Raw genomic sequence first — 25,013 nt, 5'->3', positions numbered from 1 at the left:
TTATCTGAATTAATTTTAAATTATCAGATGAATTATGCAAATTAACAAGTCAGGCGATATCGGATAAATTCATTACCACCTGACTGATTAACCTAATCATAGGTCTGTTAACCAGACATAACTATTAGTTTGACCGGATTATCATTAACAGCGTTCCAGAATAACAGCCGTACCTTGTCCGCCGCCAATACATAATGTTGCCAGTCCCAGCTGTTTATCACGATGAAGCATGGAATAAAGCAGGGTAACCAGAATACGTGCACCACTGGCACCAATAGGATGACCCAGGGCAATGGCACCACCATGAATATTGGTTTTGTCCATGTCAAAATTCAGCTCGCGTCCGACACCGAGGAATTGGGCAGCAAAAGCTTCATTTGCTTCGATTAAATCGATGTCAGACAGCTGCAGTGCTGCTTTTTGTAAAGCCAGCCGGGTTGCCGGTACCGGACCCATTCCCATTATGCTTGGATCTACGCCGCCAGAAGCATAGCTGCGAATATATGCCAGTGGTTTTAAGCCTAATTCTTTTGCTCTGGTTTCTGACATCAGCACAAGAGCAGCGGCACCGTCATTAATACCGGAAGAATTACCCGCAGTTACTGTACCGTCTTTTTTAAACGCCGGTCTGAGCTTTGCCAGACCTTCCGTAGTGCTGTCTGCTTTGGGATATTCATCCTGTTTGAAGATAATATCGCCCTTGCGTGAGCTGATGGTGACCGGAACAATTTCTGCTTCAAAGTCACCATTGTTATTAGCTTCCGTAGCCAGCTTTTGAGAACGCAGTGCCAGTTCGTCCTGTTCCTCACGGCTGATAGAATACTGTTCAGCAATATTTTCTGCCGTAATTCCCATATGGTAATGATTGGTAGCACAGGTTAATCCATCATTTACCATGGTATCGTACAGTTCGGTATTACCCATTTTCAGTCCCCAGCGGGCTTTACTGCCAAGCAGATAGGGTGCCTGAGACATATTTTCCATACCGCCGGCGACAACAATATCATTGTCACCGGTTAAAATACTTTGTGTGGCCAGTACGATTGATTTAAGTCCGCTGCCGCATACCTTATTTACAGTAAAAGCCGGTACGCTGCTGGGAATACCTGCATTCAGTGCAGCCTGCCGGGCAGGATTCTGTCCCAGTCCGGCCTGAAGCACATTACCCATAATCACTTCATTTACCGCACCGGCATCCAGTGCAGCACGTTTTAAAGCTTCGTCAATAACAACTTTCCCCAAATTAATGGCACTGACAGAGGCTAGTGAACCATTAAAACTGCCGATGGCGGTGCGTGCAGCACTGACGATTACGGTTTTTGTCATAATAAACTCCCTTTTTTAACTAGAAAAAGTACAGACCAATCAGGAATATCGGCGTAGTGAATATCAGCGCTGTCATACAATATCCCATAATGTCACGCACCCCGAGACCGGCAATAGCCAGTGCAGGTAATGCCCAGAATGGTTGCAGCATATTCATCCATTGTTCGCCGTAGGCAATTGCCATCGTAGATTTACCTAAATCAGCACCCAGAGCCTGTGCGGCAGGAATCACGAACGGGCCTTGAATAACCCAGTGGCCGCCACCTGACGGTACGGCAAAATTAATAATGCCGGAGCTGAAGAACGTCCAGATAGGGAAGGTATCCTTACTGGCAATATTGATGAAAAATTCAGTGATAAGACCACCCAGACCGGAATGTTCCATCATCAGCTGAATACCCGCATAAAACGGAAACTGAATAATAATACCGGCTGTGCTTCTGGCTGCATTGGAGACAGCACGCATGTACGCCATAGGTGTACGGTGTAACAAAACACCGGCAGTCAGGAAGATCAGGTTAACGGTATTAATAGTGATATTAAAACCATTATGATAGAAGTAAATCAGCAGATAACTGATACCGAGAGCACCTACCAGCAAAGAAAGCAGCTTACTTTCTTCCATTTTTTCAGCTATGGTAGCTGTTTTCCGGTCAAGCTTACGCTGAAAATCGGGTTCCGGAGCCAGCAGCTCAGGATTAACCACATTCACCTTACCGTCAGTTCTGACCATAAACCGCACCAGAAGAGGTAAACAGATAATCAGCATAGAAGTAATAAAAATATTACTGGCTGAAAACATCGTCTGAGAAATCGGCACAATGCCCTGCGGATTAGCGTCACTAATCATAAAGTGCGCAACAGGATTCCCCGGAGTCGCCGCCATTAAAGGCATTGACCCGGACAAACCGCCACCCCATGTCATAAAAGCAATATAAGCACAGGCGATCAGTAAGCCATAATCCACATTCTTAACCTGTCTGGCCACTTCCTTTGCCAGCATGGCACCTACAACCAGACCAAACCCCCAGTTTAAAATACAGGCAATGCAGCCGACAAAAGTAACCAGCATGGCTGCTTGTGTAGGAGTTTTGGCCAGAGAGGCAATAGATACCAGAACAGATTTCACCGGAGGTGAGCTGGCTAAGGCATGACCGGTAACCACAATCAGGGCCATCTGCATACCAAAGGCCAGCAAATTCCAGAAGCCGTCCCCCCACATTTTTATCAGACCCAGAGGCTGTGAATCAGTTAATCCCCAGGCCATGAAAAAAATGATAAAAGTAAGCAGTAAAGCAAATATCAGCGGGTCAGGCAGGTATTTACTGACCAGATTAGTCGTATGTCTGGATAAACGTGAAATCATAAAACTTATGCCCCTGTAGCAATGGACATCGTTTTCAGATTATCCGCAACAATAAACTCTGCTGTGGTATGCGCTTTTACAGTACCAACATCTACACCCTCAGCGGTTTCAATCAGATACATTTGACCGTTTATAAATTCAAATACAGCCAGCTCAGTAATAACCATGCTGACTTTGCCTTTCGCTGTAAGCGGCAAAGTGCATTCCGGCAATATTTTCGGTTCACCGGTTTTAGTACAGTGTTCCATGGCAATAATTACCTTTTTTGCACCTGTAACCAGATCCATAGCACCGCCCATACCCGGCACCATTTTGCCCGGTACCATCCAGTTAGCCAGATTGGCATGCTGGTCAACTTCCAGTCCGCCAAGCACACAGGCATCGACATGACCGCCGCGAATCAGCATAAAAGAAAATGCACTGTCAAACATCGCCGCACCGGGAACAATACCGCAAGGCTGACCGCCTGCATTAACAATATTCGGTTCATCAACTGTTTTAGGCCCCAGCCCCAGAAAGCCATTTTCTGATTGCAGCGTAATATTGATACCTTCAGGCAAATAATTCACCACCTGAGTTGGTAAACCAATCCCCAGATTAACAACATCTCCGTTACGTAATTCCTGAGCAACACGGCGAGCAATTAATTCTTTTTTATCCATTGTCTTTATTCCTTAATCGTTAGTGCTAACCATAAAATCAACTAATGCTGCCGGTGTCATCACCGCATCAGGATGAATCTGGCCAACTTCTACCAGTTCATCAGCCTGAGCAATCACCGTGTCAGCAGCGGTAGCAATCAGCGGATTAAAATTACGTGCAGCATATTGATAGACCAGATTACCGTTGTAATCAGCCTTATGCGCATGAATGATGGCTAAATCAGCACGGATTGGCAGCTCAAGTAAATACTCACGATTATTAACTGATAAAACTTTCTTGCCTTCAGCAACAATCGTACCCACTCCGGTAGGTGTTAAAACTCCGCCCAGTCCGGCACCGCCGCAGCGAATCCGTTCAGCCAGCGTACCCTGCGGTACCAGCTCAACTTCCATCTCACCGGCAATCATTCTTCTGCCTGTTTCACGATTGGTGCCAATATGGGAAGTAATCACTTTTCTGACCTGATTATTATTAATCAGCGGTCCGACACCAGTGTCTACAAAAGCTGTATCATTTCCGATAAGTGTTAAATCCTTAATACCCGATTCAAGAATTGCATTAACAATCTTTGACGGCGTACCACACCCCATAAAACCGCCAAACATAATCGTCATACCGTCTTTAAGAAAATCCCGGATTTTATCGGTAGTGATTAATTTTGTTTGCATCAACGGCTCCTTGTTACACGTTAAAAATTCATCTATGCTTAAAAGCAAGCCACTTTGCTATTGCAATTTGTATACCAGATTGGAATAATGAAAATAAAATAATAAAATATTGATTTTTAAAAATAAATTTTATATGACAAAAGGGTTTTGAATAAACTTAGCGCAGAAAATTGCACTTGCGTGCAAAAAAAATTGCACGATTAAGTATTCATTATTTATTTGACATTAATGATATGTAAGAAGTTACATTGATTTTAGTTACACCAGCAGACAAGAAAATAAAGTATCAGAATAATCCAGGAAAATAATTAATATTATGATTTATTGGATAAATAATTCTATATTGATAAAAATACTTTCAGTTTATTTTTATCATAAATTCTTCAGGAAAAATCCGATAAAGAAATTTGTACAAGGAAAAACTATATAGTATCTGTTTGGCGTGAATAAGCCATAATATATTTTATTAATTTTCTGATCTGAACTGATAAGCACAGAACCTGAATACGTTTATTAGAGTATAAAAGCAAATAGAATTTAAGCTATACAACCATATTTACAATTAAAAATATAGAACTACCAATGATTTGTATTTATTAGGCAGTTTTTGAGGCTTAAAATGGCTAAAAAGGCTTGACGAGTTTAATATCGACCCCTATAATGCGCTCTTCCTTTCCCTGATAGCTCAGTCGGTAGAGCGACGGACTGTTAATCCGCAGGTCCCAGGTTCGAGCCCTGGTCGGGGAGCCAAAGGGTCGTTAGCTCAGTCGGTAGAGCAGCGGACTTTTAATCCGTTGGTCGAGCGTTCGAATCGCTCACGACCCACCAATATCCTCTCCATTTCTTTCTATATATTGCTAAGATATTCAGTGTTGATTATTTAGTTTTATCCAGCGTAATAGTATTCTTCTTATACTTTCTTGTTATTATTTTGTCTCCTTTATAGTTGTTAATTTAAATATTTTCAAATCTAAATAAGTATATTTTGTACTATCTGAAAAGAAAAATTAGTTTTTAGTTTCTAGAGCTTTAAAATTTAAAGAAGAGTTACTTTGATAGATAGTCAAAACTACTAATAATATTAAATATATTACGGAAAATTTGCACAATCTATAGCTTATTTATAAAACTAAAACAGTAAATTTTATTTTCAAATTTAATTTTATAATTATAAATGGTGTAATTTTTTTATCTCTAATTAATATAAATGTCTTTTAGATCTATTGTTTGAAAAATCATAGGCTATTTCATTTCAAAATAATTAATTTGTTACGTCGATTATCTTGGATCTAATGCTATTTCTTTAATATTATTAAACATTTTAATATGCTCTTCATCCCATAATTTTTTTTCCTGCAATAACTTTTTTAAAGTTACTGAGCTAGGATTATAAATTAAGGTTGAAGAAAGAAAGGCAGAAAAAGCTTTATCTCTTTGACATAACCGTAATACTTTGGACATGCCATTTCTAACAAAATCAATGTTATCGATATTATCAACTAATTCTTCAAGTTGCTCATTTATAAAATTTGATGCCTTGAATCTGGCAAAAGTTAATCGCTCATCTTCATTTAAGTTTAATTTTTTAATGGTATTATCGCCTTTAGAATTTTTACCCTCCTTAGCGTATAAACGAAAGTTTTGAAGAGATAGATGTAGTTTAGGATCTTCTTCATAAGGATTAATGATAGAAGTAATATTGACATCCAAAGAACCTTTGTTAGTATTACATCTTTTACATGAAGGTAATAAATTATCCCAATCTACAACATGATCAGGGTATAAAGTTTTACATTTAAAATGCTCAATTTCTCCATATGAATCTTTTTCTTGTAATTCAATTTCACAGTAGGCACATTTGTTTTTACTACTCTCCAACAACTTTTTAATTATTTCTTTGTTTTTCCATACTCTATCTTTTGGGTTTGTTTGAAATCTCTTAGTTAATTCTTTCACCTTGTCTTCACTTAAATAATTAGGCTTTTCTCCTTTTTCTAACTTAATCATGGATTAGTCCTTTAAGCTATCCAGTTGCATTTTAAAAAGAGGGCGTAATGCATATTGAGGATGAAGTAATTTATCTAATTTTTTATATGCTTCGGTAGCAGCTTCTATATTGTTTTCATCTAAAGCATTATCAAATTTATTCTTAGCTTCTCTATAAATTTTTGTTCTTAAATCATTCATTTTCATGACATCACTAAGAATCTCTTCTATTGTCCAACCTTTAAAGCCATATGGTGCAATATCTACGGTACTTTTTTCTAAATGCCCATTTTTTCCAGATAATGCGATAACCTGATTGATTTCTGCTGTTTGAATTACATGAGGACTATGAGTACTCACTATAAATTGAGCTTGCGGAAATGTTTTTGTGAGGATACTACAAATTTTACCTTGCCATTCGGGATGTAGATGTAACTCTATTTCATCAATTAAGATAACCCCATCAAAATTTGAAGCCAAAATATTATCTGATTGAAAACGATATTCAATTTCTTTAATAATTCCTAGTAATATAAATAAGGTAGATTTAAATCCAGAGGATAAAAGTTCAAAATATATTTCTCCTGTAGGAGTGTTTATAATTATTTCATTTTTGGTAGTAATTTTAGAAAAAATAAAATCACGATCTAATAAAGAAAAACAAGCTTTTGCTAGTTCAAAATTTTTTTGCTGAATTGTAGTTAAATGATCAGGGTGTGCACTATGTAGTTTTCTTGAAATAAACCATTGTTTAATTTCCTTTTTATTTATTCCTTTGAAATTTTGGATTTCTCTTCTTTGTTCACTTGGGTCTGCTTGGATACTAGATTCTTCTTGATAATTAAAATTTCGTTCAGTTTTTAAATATAATATTTTTTTATATATTAGTTTTTGTTTTTCAGATTCAAAACCTTGATAAGATTCATTATCTTTTTTTATCCAAACTTCATCATATGAATATCCCGTAAGATTTGTATATAATTTTGTTATTTCTCTCTTGTAAATTTTTTTATCTATTAATATTTTTATATCTCCTTTTTCTAAACCAGATTTTACATTAAGATATATATTTTCAATTGTAGGAGAAAAAAAGGTTGCGATTGAATCCAAAATATTAGTTTTACCAATTCCATTTTTACCACAAATAATATTTATTTTTGGATCAAAATTATCAATTAATAAGCTGGATATACCTCCAATATTTTTTATTTCTAATAATTCAATTTTCATTGTGATACCCTTTATATTTATCGATCAGAATAATAGCACGGTAATCCAAAATATTGATAATTAAATTTATCTTAAAATAATTAATTTTTTTATAGCTATTTATTAAGCTAATATTAATTTAATATACATAGAGAACCATGTTTTTTAATTCCATTTACTCTTTACTTAATGCTGCATTATTTAGAATATAGAATGGCATATATTCCTAAACTTTTTGTATAAACTTGGTTTGAAAAAATTGTATTCTATAACGAGTTTTGTATAAGTGGTTTTTATAATGTGACTCTGATATTTTTACCCTGATGAGTAGAAGGTGTTATCTATATTATCTTTAATGGGGGGAATATTAAGCTATCATTAGCTATGTAGTTAGTATGGTAATTCATAATTTAGCGTTCTTAATACCTAAAAAATTTATGACATTTTATTTTTATAAGTTTTGTAATTTTAGTACAGATTAATCAAAATAAAGTAGTTATGTAGAAAGATAAATTTTTAAATAGATAATAGTATTTACAGGGAAAATAATTAGTCAAAATTGAAAATGAGTTGTTTAATTGCCCTATTATATTGTTTGTAAATAATCAGATTATGGTGGCTCCTAAAGTATTCTGAAAGTGCTTTAATGCCCATGAATGTCCTACCGGGTCAAAGCTGGCAACAGCATGCTGATGCACGACAATTTGATAATTAAGGTTATATGCATCAACTGCTGTATGTAATACGCAGATATCAGTACATACGCCAGTTAAATGTATTTCGGTAATATTTCTTTCACGCAAGCGTAAATCCAGATCTGTTCCGCTGAATGCAGAGTAGTGGTGTTTATTCATCCAGTAAACTTGCGGATTGGTTTGATTGGCTATGTAGAGCTGTTTCAATGAACCGAAGAGATTCTGACCGTGGGTACCTATGATATTATGCGGCGGAAATAATTTATTTTCCGGATGGTACTTATCATCAGGTTCGTGCGCATCAATTGCAAATACCACAAAATCTTTCTGCTCAATAAACGTTCTGGTCAGATTTACCATTTTGTTTTCTATGGCTTGTCCCGCCTGACCGGTTGTCAGTGCTCCGTCTGTGGCAATAAAGTCGTTGGTATAGTCGATTGAAATAAGTGCTTTCATATGTCATTTATCAAATTGTTATTGTTGTCTGAGTTTTGTGAATTATAAATCATAAGTTAAACTAATTTTATTTTATTGTGTCTATTGGTGTTTATAAAATTTTTTTAGTCAAGGTTGAATTTGCGAGTTCGAATCTCGTGCCCGATCCAATGCTTAATCTATAGACATCCTGAATTGTCTTAAATATCATAAAAAAACAAATGATTATATATTATCGATATAAAGTGATTGAAAATTACCTAAAAATACTTAATTGAAGTACAAATTTAAAGTAAATCATTTTTTTAATAAGTACATTTTGTATTTATCTGTATATACAAATTGATACGTAGTTTTGTTTATACTTGCTTAGGCATTTTGATGTTTTCTATTGCGTTTACGTTTAGTTCATCCTCTCTCTCCTAATCTAACTCAGAATTAAATCTGAGTTAGATTAGGAGATGCATTAATAGAGAGTGATTCCTCGTTTGAAAACACTTATCAGTTAAACATTAAAAAAATCACAAAAAATTTCAGTGTCTATGATTGTCTATTCAGATAGACAGTCTTTCAATAATTTGCCTAAACGCCTTATCTTGTAAGGCTTTTCATGATTTGAGATATGCTGTGGCTCAGGATATGATTCAATACTACATCAAACAAAGTTATACTGAAAAAGAAGTATAGCTCTTACTTATATGGCTTTGGTGCCTGAGAATGGCAGGAGAAGATATATAAAAGCTATTGTAGTTTAATATAAAATGTGATTATTTTTAATAGGTTAAATCAATATCTCAGCATAAGAAATAGTAATAAAAACTATTGAAGTAAGAGATTAACAATTAACTCTTTAGTTAATTGATTTTTTCTTCTAGAATGAAAGATAAATAATATATTAATTGGTATATAGATGATTACAGGCGACCATAAGAGTCAAATTGATAGTATTTGGGATACGTTTTGGAGTGCAGGGTTAACTAGCTCTATTGCTGTATTGGAGCAAATGACTTATCTATTTTTCATAAAAATGCTGGATGACAGTCAGCTCAAAAGAGAAGCAAATGCTCAGGCACTAGGTGGCACGATTAAAGCTCCTATTTTTAAAGATGGTGAATCCTGGCAAAACCCAGAGACAGAACAAACGCTTCCCTATGAAGATTTACGTTGGCACAAATTCAAAAATTTTAATGCCACAAATATGTTTAATATCGTTCGCAATGATGTATTTGTGTTTATTAAAACTCTAAGTACAGGCAAAGATAGCGCTTTTAGTCGCTATATGGCTAATGCCATTTTTATGATCCCTAACGAACGGACTTTATCCAAAATTGTAGATGGTATCGATAACCTCGACATGAATGATAAAGATACTATGGGCGATGTCTATGAATATATTTTAGGGAAAATGGCAGCTAGTGGTACCAATGGCCAATTTCGGACTCCTCGTCATATTATTCGTATGATGGTACAGTTAATGAAGCCCACTATTGAGGATAATATTTGTGATCCTGCTATGGGTTCAGCAGGCTTCATTGTTGAGTCAGCTGCGTACATTAGCGAGCATTATAAAAAGGAATTAGCCAGAAAAGAAAATGCTGAGCATTATAAAAACACTATGTTCTATGGTTTTGATACTGATCAGACCATGTTACGTATTGGCGCCATGAATATGATGTTGCATGGGGTAGATAACCCAAATATTAACTATCAAGATTCCCTCTCCGAAGATAATCAAGATAAAAATCTTTATTCACTGGTATTAGCTAATCCACCCTTTACAGGTAGCCTTGATTATGAAGTGGTAGATAATAGCTTATTAACTATTACTAAAACTAAAAAAACTGAGCTACTTTTTTTAAGCCTTTTTACTCGTATTTTAAAATCAGGAGGGCGTTGTGCATCTATTGTGCCAGATGGTGTGCTATTTGGTAGCAGTAAAGCACATTTAGCCATTCGTAAAGAATTAGTAGATAACCAGCAGCTTGAAGCTATTATCTCAATGCCATCAGGTGTATTTAAGCCGTATTCAGGCGTCTCTACGGCTATCCTTATCTTTACTAAAACTGATGCAGGCGGCACCGATAAAGTTTGGTTCTATGATATGCGCGCCGATGGTTATAGTTTAGATGATAAACGCAGCCCACTAGAAGTTAATGATATTCCTGATATTATTGCCCGTTATAATAGTTTAGAAAATGAAGCCAATCGTACCCGTAAAGAGCAATCTTTTTTTGTATCTAAAGATGAAATAGTGACTAATGGCTATGATTTTACGATTAATAAATATAAAGAAGTGGAACGAGAAAAAATTGAGTATGAAAAACCTGAAATAGTATTAGCTCGTATTAAAAAGCTACAAGCTGAAATAGACCAAGCAATTACCAGCTATGAAGGATTAATTAAAGAATGAATAAGGATAGTTGGGAAGTTAAAATGATTGGTGAAGTTTTTGATTTATATATGGGACGAACGCCAAGCCGAAGTAATCCAATGTATTGGGGAGATAATACTGGTTATAAATGGGTTTCTATTTCTGACATAGGAAATGAAAAATATATACAAACAACAAAAGAATTTATTTCCGAGTTAGGTAAAAAGGAATCAAAAATTAAGGTTGTACCTAAAGGTACAGTTATTATGAGTTTTAAACTATCAATTGGAAAGGTTGCTATAACGGCCGAAGATATGTATACCAATGAAGCTATTATGGCATTTCATCCAATTAATTCAAGTATTTTTGAACAAAATTATATATATTATTATTTAAAAGGTTATGATTGGATTGGAAGTAATCGAGCTGTAATGGGAACGACATTAAATAAGTTTTCTATTTCTAACTCCAAAATTGTTATCCCTCCTATTGCTATTCAAGAACAAATAGTAAAAGAACTAGATACACTAAGCGACATTATTACCAAAAAGAAAGAACAGCTTGCAGAACTGGATAAACTTGCTCAAGCTACTTTTTATGATATGTTTGGTGATCCTGTAGAAAATGAAAAAAATTGGAAAACAACTTTAATACAGAATATCTGTACAATAAATCCAACAAAATCTAGTGTAAAAAGTTTAAATAGTAACTTACCAGTTAGTTTTATTCCCATGGCTGCTGTAGGTGAACAAGGCGAATTTTACGCAAATGAAATTAAATTGTTACATGAAGTATATAAGGGCTTTACTTATTTTGAGGAAGGAGACATTCTTTTTGCAAAAATAACACCCTGTATGGAAAATGGAAAAGGAGCTATAGCGAGAGGTTTAAAAAATAATATAGGCTTTGGTTCTACCGAGTTTCATGTATTAAGGCCAAACAGTGAGTGTAATAATTCATTTTTGTATTTTATCACCAAGCTTGATTTATTTAGAAAAGCTGCTGAAAAGGAAATGACTGGTAGTGCAGGCCAAAAACGAGTACCTAAAAGTTTTCTACAAAAATGGACTTTAATTCTTCCTCCTATATCCCTCCAAAACCAATTTGCAAAAAAAATAGAAGCCATAGAGCAACAAAAAGCATTAATTAATCAATCAATCACAGATACACAACTTCTATTTGATTACACGATGGATAAATATTTTAATTAACTAAATTCGTTAGGTGAGTACCCTAATTATGAAACGGAACTTTGATTTTTTGAGTACATTATCTGATTTTGCAGAGTTATATAACTACTGTCATGAAGCTGAAGTGAATCAAAAAAGCGACCCTAAGCAATCAGCGCTTAATGCAAGGTTTGCCTTAGAATATACCGTTAAGATTATTTATATCCTACATAATTGGGTAATCCCTAAACGTAGTAGTCTGTTTGAATTAGTGGATAATGAAGACTTTCGTCGTTTTGTTAATGATAATGAGTTAATGGTTGCTTTACATTATATTCGCCGAGCTGGTAATAATGCTGCCCATTTAGAAAAGGTTACGGCGAAAGAGTCATTATTTTCTTTATTAAATTTGCATAGTTTTGTCAGTGCCGTATTAGTAAAACTCGGTGAAGTTACTGATGTGGCGACTTTTAATAAAACACTCCTTACAGAAAATAAAGGCAGTATTAGTAAAGCATCGGCAACCTTTATAGAACCCAAAAAAAAGGTTATTCATAAATACCGTGAACAAATAGCAGAATACGGTACGCTTAATGCTAAGAATCCCCAATATTTTACCGAAGCGGAAACACGCAGTTTCTATATTGACCAACAATTGCGTGAAGCGGGTTGGGAAGTTTTAGCAAAGAAAAATATTATAACGCCTAGTAAAGCCTGTATTGAAATTTTTGTAGAAGGTATGCCAAGTAATTCAGGCGAAGGCCATGTAGATTATGTGTTATTTGGTCGTAATGGTGTTCCTTTAGCCTTAATTGAAGCCAAAAAGACCAGTAAGAGTGTGTCTGTAGGTAAGCATCAAGCTACGCTTTATGCAGATTGTTTAGAAAAAAGATATGGTGAGCGCCCTGTTATTTATTGTAGCAATGGTTATGAAACCCATCTGATAGACGGCTTAGGTTATCCCTCAAGATTAGTGTTTGGTTTTCACACTATTGATGAGTTAGAACTACTTATTCAGCGTAAAAAACGTAAGGATATAACCGATCTGACAATCAAAAATGAAATTACCAATAGAGCTTACCAAAAACAGGCGATTACTGTGGTATGTGAGCATTTTAATAAAAAGCATCGCCGCGCTTTATTAGTTATGGCTACCGGGACAGGCAAAACGCGGGTAGCTATTTCGCTGATTGAATTGCTATATCGTAATAACTGGATTAAAAATGTACTTTTTTTAGCTGACCGTACTGCACTCGTTAAACAAGCTCATAAAAACTTTACTAAGCTTTTGCCCTCTGTAACTACCTGTATTTTATCTGATCGTACTAATAAAAAACGCGACCTTAATGCACGTATTATGTTTTCTACCTACCATACGATGATTAAGCATATAGATAGTGATGCTAAAGCGTTATCTATTGGGCGATTTGATTTAATAATTGTTGATGAGGCACATCGTTCTATTTTTGGGCGCTTTGGTGCCATCTTTGATTATTTTGATTCGTTATTGTTAGGTTTAACCGCTACCCCCAGGGAAGATATAGATCGTAGTACGTATCAAGTGTTTGAGGCTGAGCAAGGCATTCCCAATTTTAGTTATGAATTAGAAGAAGCTATTGCTGATAAATATCTTGTTCCTTATAAAGGCTTTAAAAGGCATTCTAAGCATTTGCGACAAGGTATAAAGTATGATGACTTAAGCCAAGACGAAAAGGATCAGCTAGAAAAAGTATGGGAATACGAAACCACTATTCACGATATAGAAGATGAAGACTATAAACGTGATATTGCTAATAGAGAAATGTTTAACTATATCTTTAATGACAATACTATTGATAAAGTGTTGCAAGATTTGATGAGTAATGGCTTAAAGGTACAAAGCGGTGAGCGTATTGGTAAAACCATAATCTTTGCCTACAACCATAAACATGCCAAACAAATAGTTGAACGCTTTGAAAAATTGTACCCGCAATACGGAGCTGAGTTTTGTGTATTAATTGATTATTCGGTTAATTATGCACAGAACCTGATTGAACGTTTCGAAGTGAGAGATAAAGATCCACAAATAGCCATATCTGTAGATATGCTGGATACAGGTGTTGATATTCCTGATTTATTAAATTTAGTCTTTTTTAAAGAAGTAAAATCCAAGATTAAATTTATGCAGATGATTGGTCGTGGCACCCGGCTATCCCCTGATATCTTCGGCACAGGTGCAGATAAAGAAGAGTTTTATATTTTTGATTATTGCCAAAACTTTGAGTTTTTTAGTCTTAATCCACAGGGTGCTGATGCAAAAGCCACGCAATCGCTGACAGATAGAATTTTTTGCTTAAAATCTGAAATTGCTTTTGAGTTGCAATCCACTAAATATCAAGAGGATGAGTATGCAAGGCAATTGCATGATGCATTAAAAACCGAATTGAAAGGGCAGATTGAAACACTTAATCCAAATCATATTAATGTAAGAAAAAATCGTTTATATGTTGATAAGTTTAGGTTGGCTGATAGCTGGCAGTATCTTTCTCTGTTAGACCTTAATGAGTTAAAAACCTATATTGCTCCTATATTAAGCCCTACCCAAGAAGATGAAAGCGCTAAGAAATTTGATTTATTACTATTTAATATTCAACTGAGTTTATTGAATAAATCCAAAAAAGCAAGTAAAAGCCAAAAGAGTGTCATTAATTTAGTACAAGCACTCTATGAGAAAGGTACTATTAAAGAGATTAAAGAGAAAATCGCAATTATTAAAGAGGTATTAACGGATAGTTTCTGGCAAACACTAGAACTGGATAAACTTGAACATGTGCGTGTTGAGTTGCGTGATTTAATTAAGCATTTAAAGGACGATGCTAATGGTCAAACATTTAATGTAGATATTGAAGACTTTATTGAATATGTAGGTGAAACAGAAAGCTTATTTTCTGTGAAAACTTATAAACAACGTGTTATAGATTATTTAATTGAAAACTCCTGGAATCCCGTTATTCAAAAAATACGTAATCTTGAGCCTATTACTCGTGCTGATACTGTTGAACTTGAAAAAGTATTATGGAACGAACTTGGAACAAGAGAGGAATATAATAAATTTACTTTTAATACTCTAGCGGGCGGTAATGTAGCTGCCTTTATACGTTCTATTGTTGGTTTGGATAAACAAGCCGCTGAAAAACGTTTTAGTCAGTTTTTATCCGATAATCAGCTTAATTCACAACAGCAAGAGTATTTAAAAACCATTATAAATTATGTGAATGAAAATGGTGATATCACTACTGATGTATTGATCAATGAGTCACCTTTTGACAGCTATGACTGGCAGGAAGTGTTTGGCGATAATGTAGCCTTTATTTCAAAATATGTTAATACCTTACACTCAGTTATTGTTGCGAGATAGTATAATATACAAATAGAACTACCTAAAAATACACTTTGTATGTAATAGTGAATTAGTTTTTTTCGTCTCGATATAACGTATCTTTCATTCTGACAAAAAATAACGGTGTATCGAATATGACATTGTTAACTGATTTAACCATCTGTAAATCCTAACCTGTACTGAAAACCTATTCTTTAAAAGACGATCTTGGTTATGGATAGTCTGTGTAAAGTATTCAGATAGTTAATATTTCTTTAAATCTGGTTGTGATGCAGTTGCTTAGCTGAGTTCGGGTCATAAGCCAGTCGCCGGATTGCAGCTCGCTGCCAAGCCGGATGCTGCCGCGGCCGTAGCGGCTGGTGATGTTGTCCCATGCTCTCATTAGTTCAGGGCGGTGATTGTGCTGGCTGTGGCAGAGTAAATCTAACTGCCGGAAGGTGTGCACTGGTTCGATGCCACTCAGTTCAATTCCACATTTTTTATATTCGTAGCCGGAACGGTAGATGCTGTTTAACAGGTGCCGGGTAATGTGGTTGAGGGTGAGTGTGTCGTTACTGGCCTGTGGCAGTTTGGTAATCCGGTAGCCGTTGTATTGTGGCAGGTCGTGGCGAAAGCGGTTGGTGTAGATAAATACACCAATGATATGTGCCTGACTGTTTTGTTCGCGCAGTTTGGCTGCTCCGGCGGTAATGTGATGGCTGATGGCCGCCTGTAAACCGTCAAGATTGGTGACCATGTTGCCGAAGCTGCGGCTACGGACGATATTCTGGCGACCGGCTTCTTCTGTGATGAGTTCGCTACAGGGAATTCCCTGCATTTCCCGCTGGGTACGTTCGAGTACAACACCAAATTGTTTTCTTAAGGTTGGGGTATGGGCATTGATGAAATCCAGAGCGGTGTGAATGCCTTGGGCGGCGAGTTTGTGACCGGTTCTGCGGCCGATACCCCAGATTTCGGTAACCGGTTCGCTAGCAAGGGCTCGTTGTCTGATATTCTGATTCCAGTCTGTCCAGACAACAACGCCATTGAAGTGATGGCGGTGGCGTTTGGCCAGATGGTTACAAAACTTAGCTAGTGTACGGGTAGGGGCAATGCCAACGCAGGTGGGGATGCCAACCCACTGCTGGATACGGGAGCGGATATTGTGGCCGAGCTGATGCAGATTATTCAGACCGTGCAGGCTGGCAAAGCATTCGTCGATTGAGTAGATTTCAATAGCCGGTACCAGTGAGGCGATGGTGCTCATCATGCGTCGCGACAGGTCGGCATACAGTTCGTAGTTGGACGAGAAGACGATTAGCTTGCCTTGCCGCACGAGGGGCTGAATCTGAAAGTAAGGTACGCCCATTCTGATGCCCATGTCTTTGGCTTCATTGGAGCGGGAAATGACGCAGCCATCGTTATTGCTCAGTACGATAACGGGTTGCTGCCTGAGTTCGGGGCGATAGACTCTTTCGCAGGAGCAATAGAAGTTATTGCCGTCAATCAGGGCAAACATGGGCAGGATTCAGGGCTTGCAGCAGATGTTTATGCTGGCGGATGATTTGATAGATGTCGCGATCAAGCTGTCCTTGCGGCTGATTGAGCAGGGTTTGCAGTTCGTCGGTATTGCCGGCACTGCCCAGATAAATCCAGTGGTGAAAGATGTGGTATTTGTGCTGTTCTTTTATATAGGCGTAACTACTAAACGGCCATGCAGCCAGTTTAATTTTCTGTAAAGCCAGTGCAAGTTTGAGGTTGTGCATGTCGGCGGTAATTTTGTTGATGCAGGCACCACTGCACTGATGCAGCTGATGGCGGAAGCAGGGGCGGTTATTGCTGCCTTTTTCGATCCCCAGAGTTTGCAGGCACAGATCGGTGTTGCTGATGATGTTTTTAATGCTTTTCTGTGCATCGCTTTTGCTGTGAAACAGGCCGTAATAGTGCTGTTCGCGGTTAAGCTGAACGTGGCGCATGGGTACAATGCTCAGGGTATTGTATCCGTTAGTATTGGTATTCAGCCGGAAGCTGAACAGGTCTTTCTGACGGCGTAGGCGGCGGTTGAGAATGGGCTGACGCTGCTTAATCTGAGCTGATTCGGTGAGCAAGGCGTCCAGTTCGCCGCTACAGGGGATAATGTCGATTTTTCTGGCTTGCTGTGACAGGCTCATTTCTTTGCTGTTGTGTACATCCTGACTGAAATGGCTCATCAGGCGGGTTTTAACTTGCTTGCTTTTGCCAATATACAGAGGAATGTCGTTGTCACCATAAATAAGGTACACGCCGTAATCGTCGCTGATGTTATCCAGAACATCGCTGTGCAGGTGAGCGGGCAGGCTGGGGCGCTGCATGATGGTTTTACAGGCCTGATGCAGGATGTCTGCGGGAAAGTTGTGTCTGAGCTGCTGCCAGAAGTCGTAGATAGCCCGGGCATCGGCAAAGGCTCGATGACGGTTTTGCATGTCGATGTTATGGCGGGCAATAATTTTGTCCAGTCCGTGATGTTTGTGTTCGGGATAAAGCAGACGCGACAGTTTAACGGTGCACAGTTGCTGCGGGTTGAATGTTCTGCCCAGACGTTTGAAAGCCGCTTTGATGAAGCCGTAATCAAAACGTACATTGTGCGCTATAAAGATTCGCTCTTTGAAGATGGCTGCCAGCTGGTCGGCAATTTCATTATCGAAATAAGGTGCTTTTTCTACCATTTTATTGCTGATACCAGTAAGAGACTGAATGAAAGGCGGAATGCTGGTATCGGGATTAAGCAGGGTATGAAAAGTTTGTGGCTGCTGTTGTCCGGCTTCTGTGTAAATAACTGCGATTTCGGTAATACGGTCACTGGTGGTGCGTCCGCCGGTAGTTTCGATATCGACAAAGGCAAGTTGCTGATCTGAAAACATGGTTTCTTGGTTAGCGGATGTGTTTGATAACGTAGGTTACGACGCCGACGATGGCAAGGGTATCGCCTTCTTTTAGGCTGAAATTGGGATAAGACTGGCTGCTGTTTTCGGAGTGTAGTTCGATATGGCTGTTATCCAGTTTGTGCAGCCGTTTGATAGTAAATTCATTACCTAAATCGGCCATGACGATATCACGGTGTTTGGGTGTGAGGGAGCGGTCGATGATAAGCAAATCGTTACGGCTGATACCAGCATCCTGCATAGAATCACCACCGCAGCGTACGGCAATGGTGGCAGCCTGATTTTTTATCAGGTACTGGTTGAAGTCCAGATAATCGCTGATGTAGGGTTCTGCCGGGCTGGGAAAGCCGGCGGGAATGGTTTCGGTGGCTAAGGGAATGTTGAGTCGTGTGAGGTTGTCGGCTATTTTCCAGCAGTCGGCAGGAAGATGCTGTGCCGGTCGCAGCGGGGTAACAACCAGCTGATTCATCAGGTGTTCTACTGCCGGTATCAGGCTGACGGGAATGCGTTTGACTATTTTGGGTCCGGCAATTCTGGCTTTGCGTCCGGCGCCGGCTCTTACGCCGCCATGCTGATTGTGTTTTGCTGCTGTATCAACCACAATTGTACTCATCTTGATTAAGTTATTTAATCAAGAATGGTAGATTTTTGATTTTTCTGCGTCAATTATGCCTGCTGCGGATGGCTGGTAATGGTTTGTTTTTTAGCTGTTATGCTGTCGGATATTACCCATGCTAATCAAAGCTAACTTATTTTATAGTTTTGAATTGGTTTGTATTGATGTTATCGAATGCAGATAAATTGTGATGGCAGACAATAAGTTTACTGATGTTGTGCAGGCAGGGAGGCAGAACGGGCCGGATGGCTGTTTGAGCCTGAAGCGTTACTGGCTGAGTTTATTTCATCCGCAATCCGGTCCAGGGTAGTGGTGGTTTCCAGGTGAGTACTTTGGATATCCGAAGCGGTGATAGCTGCGGCTTCACTGACGCTGTGTGTGCTCTCATTATGTGAACAGGCTGTCAGACAGATAAGTGTAAGAGTGAATAGTGGAAGAGAAATTTTCATGATAGTTGTACGGATGCTGATTTAATTCTGCCTATTATGATCGGGTAAGTGGTGTACAGCCACATTGGGTGAGCAGCTGAGTAGTTTCGTATACAGGCAAACCCATGATGCCGGTGAAGCTGCCGCTGATATGCTCGACCAGCATTCCGCCCAGCCCTTGAATACCGTAAGCTCCGGCTTTATCCAATGGCTCACCGGTAGCAATATAGGCGGCAATCTGTTCATCATTTAAGGTGGCAAAACTGACGGTACTGGTTTGCAGGGTCTGAAAGGTTTGATTTTGCCAATAGATGCAGACTGCTGTATGGACATGATGTTGTTGTCCTGACAGCAGTTTAAGCATACGAGTTGCGTCGTTGATATTTTCCGGTTTGCCGAGAATCAGATTATTCAGGCTGACGGTGGTATCGGCACTGATAAGGGGAAACTCTGGTGGCTGTTGTTTGTTTTGCTGCCAGGCATTGAGTGCTGCACGGTTTTTCATGCTTGCCATGCGCTGAACATAATCTGTGGCGTTTTCATCCAGATAGGGGGTTTCATCGATCTCTGCATTTAGCCGCAATACATGGTAGCCAAGATTAATGAGGATTTCATGCCGGCGCGGGCTGCCTGATGCAAGATAGACGGTTAGCGGATTCATTGATACAGGATGATTATGTATGGTTAAAATTGACTACGGTTATTTTAGTATTGCTTTAAGTTAGCATGTTGCTTGTTAATAATATAATAAAAGATTATGCCGGATATTTGTTAGCTGTAAGTCATATCCGGCAGCAGATTAGGTTTACTATTATCGGTTTAATGGTTTACATCGACAATAAATCGTCCTCGGATTTTACCACTAATGATATCTTCTGCAATGTCGCGACACTGATTCAGCGATATGGTATGCGCGATATTTTCTAATTGCTGAATGTCCAGATGTCTGGCAAGAAAATCCCAGGCTGCAATACGTTTTGCCCGTGATGCCATGACGCTATCAATACCTGCCAGAGTGATACCTCGCAAAATAAATGGCGCAACTGTGGCCGGAAAATCCATACCCTGTGCCAGTCCACAGGCAGTAACAATGCCACCATACCGGATTTGTGCGCAGATATTAGCCAGACTATGAGAACCAAGCACGTCAATGGCTGCCGACCATTGTTCCTTTTGTAATGGTTTGCCTGTATCAGACAAGGTTTTGCTGTCGATAATATGCTGTACACCTAGTTGCTGCAGATAATCTGTATCGTTGATTTTGCTGGTAGCTGCGGTAATGGTATAGCCCAGCTGGGTGAGTAACATAATTGCCACTGATCCGACACCGCCGGTGGCTCCGGTAACCAGAATATTACCCTGTTCGGGAGTAATGCCATGTTCGAGTATACGTTGTACACACAAGGCTGCTGTATATCCGGCGGTTCCGATAATCATGGACTGTCGGGCAGTTATGCCTGCGGGTAGGGGGATAAGCCAGTCTGCATTGAGAAAAGCACGCTGGCTCATGCAGCCCCAGTGGGTTTCTCCACAGCCCCAGCCATTTAAAATCACTTTATCCCCGGTTTTGAAATGCTTACTGCTGGTGCTAATAACGGTTCCGACACCATCTATACCGGGAATCATCGGCCACTGCCGTACCACAGGTCCACTGTTGGTAATAGCCAAGGCATCTTTATAATTCAAACTTGAATACTGCACCTCAATTAGGGTATCACCTGGTTGTTGCAACAGGGTGTCTTCACTAATATTTTGGATATTGCAGGAAAATTCAGTCTGATTTTTTTCTAAGAGTATGGCTTTGGATAGCATGATGATATTCCTGTTGCAGTTAACTAGACGAATGGTCTGTTTTTATTATAGACCGGTTGTCTAGTTGTAAGCAATTATTGCCGAATCTATCTAAGTATATAAGGGATTTTGATTAAATTTCAGTTAAGTAGAGTGTTATTAATTATGGCTGGCAACAGATAATGGAAGCTGATTAATGGTTTTTTATCAGATTAAAAAACTGTTCGGTAAAGATATCCAGCGGCGTTGCATTTTTGAGCAGTTTGGCACGGCTGACTGCACCTTCCCAGCCAAGCCAGAAAAAGTAAGCCAGTTTTGTGCAGTCTGTTTGTGAACTGATTTCTTGCTGCTGTTGCGCCAGCTGCAAACAGCAGGCTATTTTTTCCTGCCAGTTGTGCAGGATGTTGTTGAGTAAAGCAGGATAATTTTGTGGCAGAAGAGATTCATCCTGCATTAGCTTACCCACCAGACAACCTCTGTTGAAATGATATTTGGCCATGCTGGTTTTGGCATCTGTGCAGAATGCATTAATTCTAGCCAGTGCGGAAGAGATATTCTGGTTTAATAAATGTTGTTCCAGTTTTTCAGTAAAAAAGTGGTCGTAGTATTGGAGTATGGTTATGCCAAACTCTTCTTTACTCTTGAAATAGTGATAAAAAGAACCTTTGGGTACGCCTACCTGTTTCAGTATGCTTTCAATATTGGCACTGATGTAGCCGTGTGTGGTCATGGCTGCTACGCCGCTGCGGATAAGGGCGATTCTGGTGTTATTACCTTTGCGGGATAATGAGGGTGTACTGAATAATTCTGTCATTGTTATAAGATTTTTGCGGGCTGGTTGGGACAAATGGCTGTGGCAGGGGTCAGTTTGATTTTCCCTGTTTTCTGACGGCAGTGCGACATAGCCAGTCCAGACAGCTGATGGGCAGGAATTTTTTCAGATACCAGAAGAGGTGTGCCGGTACGGTAACCGGGTAACGTGCTTTAGGTTTGCTGGCATTGAGTGCACGGGCGCAGACCTGGGCGCATTGTTCGGCAGTCAGTGTAAATGGTGCGACAGAACCGGCAGCCTGCAGGCGGTTGAGCTGAGCCTGATAGGCGGCACGATGCACGCTGTTTTCAACATCTATATATTGTTTGAATTTAATCAGTGCATTGGGACGAAAGCGACTGGTGATCGGTCCGGGCTCAAGCAGGCTGATATAAATACCACTGGCATGAGTTTCATGACGCAATGTATCACATAGTCCTTCCAGTGCAAATTTACTGCTGGTATAAGCACTGCGCCATGGCATGGCTGCATAGCCCAGTATGCTGGAATTTACCAGAATACGACCATGCTGCTGACGCCGGAAAATTTTCATTGCTGCGTTGATGCATTGCCATGTGCCGAATACGTTGGTATTAAACTGTTCCTGTAAGGCTGCCCGGCAAAGATCTTCGGCTGCACCTGTCTGACCATAACCGGCATTGCAAAATAAAGCATCAAGGTGGCCGAATTCGGCTATTACGGTTTCGATAGCTGCCTGTATCTGTTCATCATTGGTAATATCCAGTTGCAGACTGTGAAAACCTTCTGAACGTAAGCGCTCTATATCTTCTGCTCGACGGCAGCTTGTATAAACGCGCCAGTTGTCTTGTCGCAGAAGCTGAGCGGTTGCATACCCGATACCACTGGAACAGCCTGTGATCAGAATAGTTTTCATCATATTTATGTGAATTGGAATTTATTTACCGGATGTAGTTTAACATGCCGGAAAATGGATATGTCCGGGTTGTTTGACAGTTATGCTGATAGCAGCAGGTGGTAAAATATCATTTTCCTGTCTGTGCGGAATATGCAGCTTCTGCCGGTAATCAAATTATTTTATTGCGTTATCAGTGTGCTCAGATTAATCATTAATCAAAAGATGACTGTTCTTTTTCAGCTGCTTCATCATAAGCGTCGACAATTTTCTGTACTAACGGATGGCGTACTACGTCTTCGCTGGTGAATACGTGAAAATAAATCCCCTCAATGTTGCTGAGTTTTTCACGCGCGTCTTTCAGACCGCTTTTGATATTTTTAGGTAAGTCGATCTGGCTGATGTCACCGGTAATCACTGCTTTGGCTCCGAAGCCGATACGGGTCAGGAACATTTTCATTTGTTCCGGTGTGGTATTCTGGGCTTCATCCAGAATAATATAGGCTCCGTTAAGTGTGCGTCCGCGCATATAGGCCAAAGGTGCGATTTCAATCAGCCCTTTTTCCAGTAGTTTGGTCACACGGTCGAAGCCCATCAGGTCATAAAGGGCATCATACAGGGGACGCAGATACGGATCGACTTTTTGTGCCAGATCGCCCGGCAGAAATCCGAGTTTTTCTCCGGCCTCTACAGCTGGACGAACCAGTACGATACGTTCTACCTGATGTTTTTCAATGGCATCTACTGCGGCGGCGACAGCAAGATAGGTTTTACCGGTACCGGCAGGGCCCAGACCAAATACGACATCATGTTTTAATAATGCCTGTATATAACCGTTCTGGCGCGGGGTGCGCCCGCTGATGTTGCCGCGGCGGGTGCGCAGTGTCCAGACTTTAGGTTCATGGTGGTCTGAATTTTCCTGTGTGGTGGTTTTGGCTTCTACCGCAGCTAAATGGATGTCACTATCGCTGATATCGCGCTCACGCGCTATGCTGGCCAGATTCTCCAATGCTTTTACTCCTTGACTGATATGTTCTCCGCTTAAGGTAAAATGGTCAAAACGACGGGTAATTTCAAGATCCAGAGCTTTGCCCAGGCTGATAATGTGCTGGTCTAATACGCCGCACAGGCGTTGCAGAGAAATATTGTCTATCTGATGTAACTGATAATGGCTGGTTTGACTCATAATTACAATAAATAAAAAGATAAATATTGATTTTAATATGTAGTCAGGCTGATCGAAAGCAAGAGAGGATGATTTGATAATATTTTATCTGATAAAAGTGTTTTTTGTGTTTGCTGAAAAGAAAACACCGGCTGACCTTGCCGGCAGAAATGAGTTGATATAGATTGTAGGTGTAGTGGAGAAATGCCGCAGGCAATTTATACTACTGCATATATAAATAATTTTGAAATGGAACATTGCATGCGAACTGCGACAATTACGCGTAATACCAGTGAAACAAAAATACAAATAAGTATTAATCTTGATGGCACCGGTGTAGGAAATTTTGATACCGGAGTGCCTTTTCTGGAGCATATGCTTGATCAGATTGCCCGTCATGGGTTGATTGATCTGGATATCCGTTGTCGCGGAGATCTGCATATTGATGATCATCATACTGTTGAAGATATTGGTATTGCGCTGGGACAGGCGTTAAAACAGGCACTGGGTGATAAATGCGGTATTACGCGTTATGGTCACAGTTATGTACCGCTGGACGAGTCTTTGAGCAGGGTGGTGCTGGATTTATCCGGTCGCCCCGGTCTGGTTTATAATGTAGAGTTTACCCGGGCGTTAATCGGCCGGTTTGATGTGGATTTGTTCAGTGAATTTTTTCATGGTTTAGTGAATCATGCCATGATGACTTTGCACATTGATAATTTGCGTGGTTTGAATGCTCATCATCAGGCAGAAACGATTTTTAAAGCGTTCGGTCGTGCTTTGCGAATGGCTGTTACTCAGGATGAGCTAATGGCAGGGGTGATGCCGTCGACGAAAGGTACGCTGACTGCATAATGGTTTTGTATAGATTCTAATCCGCTAGTGTGTATACATTGGCGGATAAATTTATTTATGTCGGACTGTACGAGTAATTATGAAACCATCTGCAATAATTTATTTTGCAAATCACAATTACTGATGGCTGTCTTATATACGTTATGTTGTATTTGAATTGATTGATTACAGTTTCTATGTGCTTGTGCAATCAATTGCTGATAAATATGCCGGTTATTTATATCTTCAGGATTATTTCTTTACGGTCAGCTGTTATTGAATTTAACGGATAAAAATAAATAAAATCAGTCGCCGGATAATAAAATT

At 39.2% G+C, this 25,013-nt stretch carries 19 protein-coding genes, 2 tRNA genes and 1 pseudogene; 6 read left to right on the top strand and 16 right to left on the bottom strand.

Annotated features, from left to right (window positions below; genetic code table 11):
* Positions 1 to 144 precede the first annotated feature (144 nt).
* Genes H3V11_RS02015 through atoD form a run of 4 tightly spaced genes read right to left on the bottom strand, consistent with a single transcriptional unit; the run spans position 145 to position 4,023 of the window.
* Complete coding sequence (locus tag H3V11_RS02015) at positions 145 to 1,326, bottom strand: acetyl-CoA C-acetyltransferase (protein ID WP_078475345.1); 1,182 nt, start codon at positions 1,324 to 1,326, stop codon at positions 145 to 147.
* A 19-nt stretch (positions 1,327 to 1,345) separates the two neighbouring features.
* On the bottom strand, positions 1,346 to 2,692 hold the full coding sequence (locus H3V11_RS02010) for a TIGR00366 family protein (RefSeq protein WP_025331312.1): 1,347 nt from the start codon (positions 2,690 to 2,692) through the stop codon (positions 1,346 to 1,348).
* 5 nt (positions 2,693 to 2,697) lie between these two features.
* Positions 2,698 to 3,354 carry a 3-oxoacid CoA-transferase subunit B gene (locus tag H3V11_RS02005; RefSeq protein WP_198223496.1) on the bottom strand — a complete coding sequence of 219 codons (657 nt, stop codon included), beginning with the start codon at positions 3,352 to 3,354 and terminating at the stop codon, positions 2,698 to 2,700.
* 12 nt (positions 3,355 to 3,366) lie between these two features.
* On the bottom strand, positions 3,367 to 4,023 hold the full coding sequence (gene atoD, locus H3V11_RS02000) for an acetate CoA-transferase subunit alpha (protein ID WP_198189830.1): 657 nt from the start codon (positions 4,021 to 4,023) through the stop codon (positions 3,367 to 3,369).
* Between the two features lie 674 nt (positions 4,024 to 4,697).
* Between atoD and H3V11_RS01995 the strand changes: the two genes are divergently transcribed.
* Both H3V11_RS01995 and H3V11_RS01990 read left to right on the top strand, forming a co-directional pair.
* A tRNA-Asn gene (locus H3V11_RS01995) sits at positions 4,698 to 4,773 on the top strand.
* 2 nt (positions 4,774 to 4,775) lie between these two features.
* Positions 4,776 to 4,851: transfer RNA gene (locus H3V11_RS01990), tRNA-Lys, on the top strand.
* Between the two features lie 450 nt (positions 4,852 to 5,301).
* Here H3V11_RS01990 and H3V11_RS01985 read toward each other — a convergent pair.
* The 3 genes from H3V11_RS01985 to H3V11_RS01975 form a co-directional block, all read right to left on the bottom strand.
* Positions 5,302 to 6,030 carry a hypothetical protein gene (locus H3V11_RS01985; protein ID WP_198223495.1) on the bottom strand — a complete coding sequence of 243 codons (729 nt, stop codon included), beginning with the start codon at positions 6,028 to 6,030 and terminating at the stop codon, positions 5,302 to 5,304.
* A 3-nt stretch (positions 6,031 to 6,033) separates the two neighbouring features.
* Positions 6,034 to 7,239, bottom strand: coding sequence for an AAA family ATPase (locus H3V11_RS01980; RefSeq protein WP_198223494.1), 1,206 nt, complete (start codon positions 7,237 to 7,239; stop codon positions 6,034 to 6,036).
* Between the two features lie 584 nt (positions 7,240 to 7,823).
* A complete protein-coding gene (locus tag H3V11_RS01975) occupies positions 7,824 to 8,369 on the bottom strand; it encodes a cysteine hydrolase family protein (protein WP_198210794.1) in 546 nt (181 codons plus the stop codon).
* Positions 8,370 to 9,258: 889 nt separating this feature from the next.
* Between H3V11_RS01975 and H3V11_RS01970 the strand changes: the two genes are divergently transcribed.
* The 3 genes from H3V11_RS01970 to H3V11_RS01960 are packed head-to-tail and all read left to right on the top strand — an operon-like array spanning position 9,259 to position 15,285.
* On the top strand, positions 9,259 to 10,758 hold the full coding sequence (locus H3V11_RS01970; protein WP_198223493.1) for a class I SAM-dependent DNA methyltransferase: 1,500 nt from the start codon (positions 9,259 to 9,261) through the stop codon (positions 10,756 to 10,758).
* The gene (locus H3V11_RS01965; RefSeq protein ID WP_198223492.1) at positions 10,755 to 11,930 is read left to right on the top strand and encodes a restriction endonuclease subunit S; all 1,176 of its coding nucleotides are present in this window, start codon (positions 10,755 to 10,757) and stop codon (positions 11,928 to 11,930) included. The genes H3V11_RS01970 and H3V11_RS01965 overlap by 4 nt, the downstream gene beginning before the upstream one ends.
* Before the next feature lie 49 nt (positions 11,931 to 11,979).
* Positions 11,980 to 15,285, top strand: coding sequence for a DEAD/DEAH box helicase family protein (locus H3V11_RS01960; protein WP_198223491.1), 3,306 nt, complete (start codon positions 11,980 to 11,982; stop codon positions 15,283 to 15,285).
* A gap of 217 nt (positions 15,286 to 15,502) precedes the next feature.
* On the opposite strand, the gene H3V11_RS01955 is transcribed toward H3V11_RS01960, so the two are convergent.
* The 9 genes from H3V11_RS01955 to H3V11_RS01915 all read right to left on the bottom strand — a co-directional run bounded on the left by H3V11_RS01955 (position 15,503) and on the right by H3V11_RS01915 (position 23,873).
* Positions 15,503 to 16,765, bottom strand: coding sequence for a Y-family DNA polymerase (locus tag H3V11_RS01955; RefSeq protein ID WP_198223490.1), 1,263 nt, complete (start codon positions 16,763 to 16,765; stop codon positions 15,503 to 15,505).
* Positions 16,749 to 18,146, bottom strand: coding sequence for a 3'-5' exonuclease family protein (locus tag H3V11_RS01950; RefSeq protein ID WP_198223489.1), 1,398 nt, complete (start codon positions 18,144 to 18,146; stop codon positions 16,749 to 16,751). The genes H3V11_RS01955 and H3V11_RS01950 overlap by 17 nt, the downstream gene beginning before the upstream one ends.
* Before the next feature lie 10 nt (positions 18,147 to 18,156).
* Entirely contained in the window at positions 18,157 to 18,780 is a 624-nt protein-coding gene (locus H3V11_RS01945; RefSeq protein ID WP_084562710.1) for a LexA family transcriptional regulator, read from the bottom strand.
* 209 nt (positions 18,781 to 18,989) lie between these two features.
* Positions 18,990 to 19,232: a hypothetical protein gene (locus H3V11_RS01940; protein WP_084552109.1), complete on the bottom strand. Its 243-nt coding sequence runs from the start codon at positions 19,230 to 19,232 to the stop codon at positions 18,990 to 18,992.
* Positions 19,233 to 19,266: 34 nt separating this feature from the next.
* Positions 19,267 to 19,872: a nucleoside triphosphate pyrophosphatase gene (locus H3V11_RS01935; RefSeq protein ID WP_198223488.1), complete on the bottom strand. Its 606-nt coding sequence runs from the start codon at positions 19,870 to 19,872 to the stop codon at positions 19,267 to 19,269.
* Positions 19,873 to 20,030: 158 nt separating this feature from the next.
* On the bottom strand, positions 20,031 to 21,023 hold the full coding sequence (locus H3V11_RS01930; protein WP_084562714.1) for an MDR family oxidoreductase: 993 nt from the start codon (positions 21,021 to 21,023) through the stop codon (positions 20,031 to 20,033).
* 172 nt (positions 21,024 to 21,195) lie between these two features.
* On the bottom strand, positions 21,196 to 21,816 hold the full coding sequence (locus H3V11_RS01925) for a TetR/AcrR family transcriptional regulator (RefSeq protein ID WP_198223487.1): 621 nt from the start codon (positions 21,814 to 21,816) through the stop codon (positions 21,196 to 21,198).
* A 49-nt stretch (positions 21,817 to 21,865) separates the two neighbouring features.
* Positions 21,866 to 22,708, bottom strand: a complete 843-nt coding sequence (locus H3V11_RS01920; RefSeq protein ID WP_198223682.1) for an SDR family NAD(P)-dependent oxidoreductase — start codon at positions 22,706 to 22,708, stop codon at positions 21,866 to 21,868.
* A 193-nt stretch (positions 22,709 to 22,901) separates the two neighbouring features.
* Positions 22,902 to 23,873 carry a PhoH family protein gene (locus H3V11_RS01915; RefSeq protein ID WP_198223486.1) on the bottom strand — a complete coding sequence of 324 codons (972 nt, stop codon included), beginning with the start codon at positions 23,871 to 23,873 and terminating at the stop codon, positions 22,902 to 22,904.
* 243 nt (positions 23,874 to 24,116) lie between these two features.
* On the opposite strand from H3V11_RS01915, the pseudogene hisB reads away from it, so the two are divergent.
* Positions 24,117 to 24,707: pseudogene (gene hisB / locus H3V11_RS01910) on the top strand (imidazoleglycerol-phosphate dehydratase HisB); the annotation flags it as partial.
* Between the last annotated feature and the right edge of the window lie 306 nt (positions 24,708 to 25,013).

The organism is Snodgrassella sp. W8158 (genome assembly GCF_016100435.1).
Lineage (GTDB): Bacteria > Pseudomonadota > Gammaproteobacteria > Burkholderiales > Neisseriaceae > Snodgrassella > Snodgrassella alvi.
This window is presented reverse-complemented; position numbering and strand designations above follow the sequence as displayed.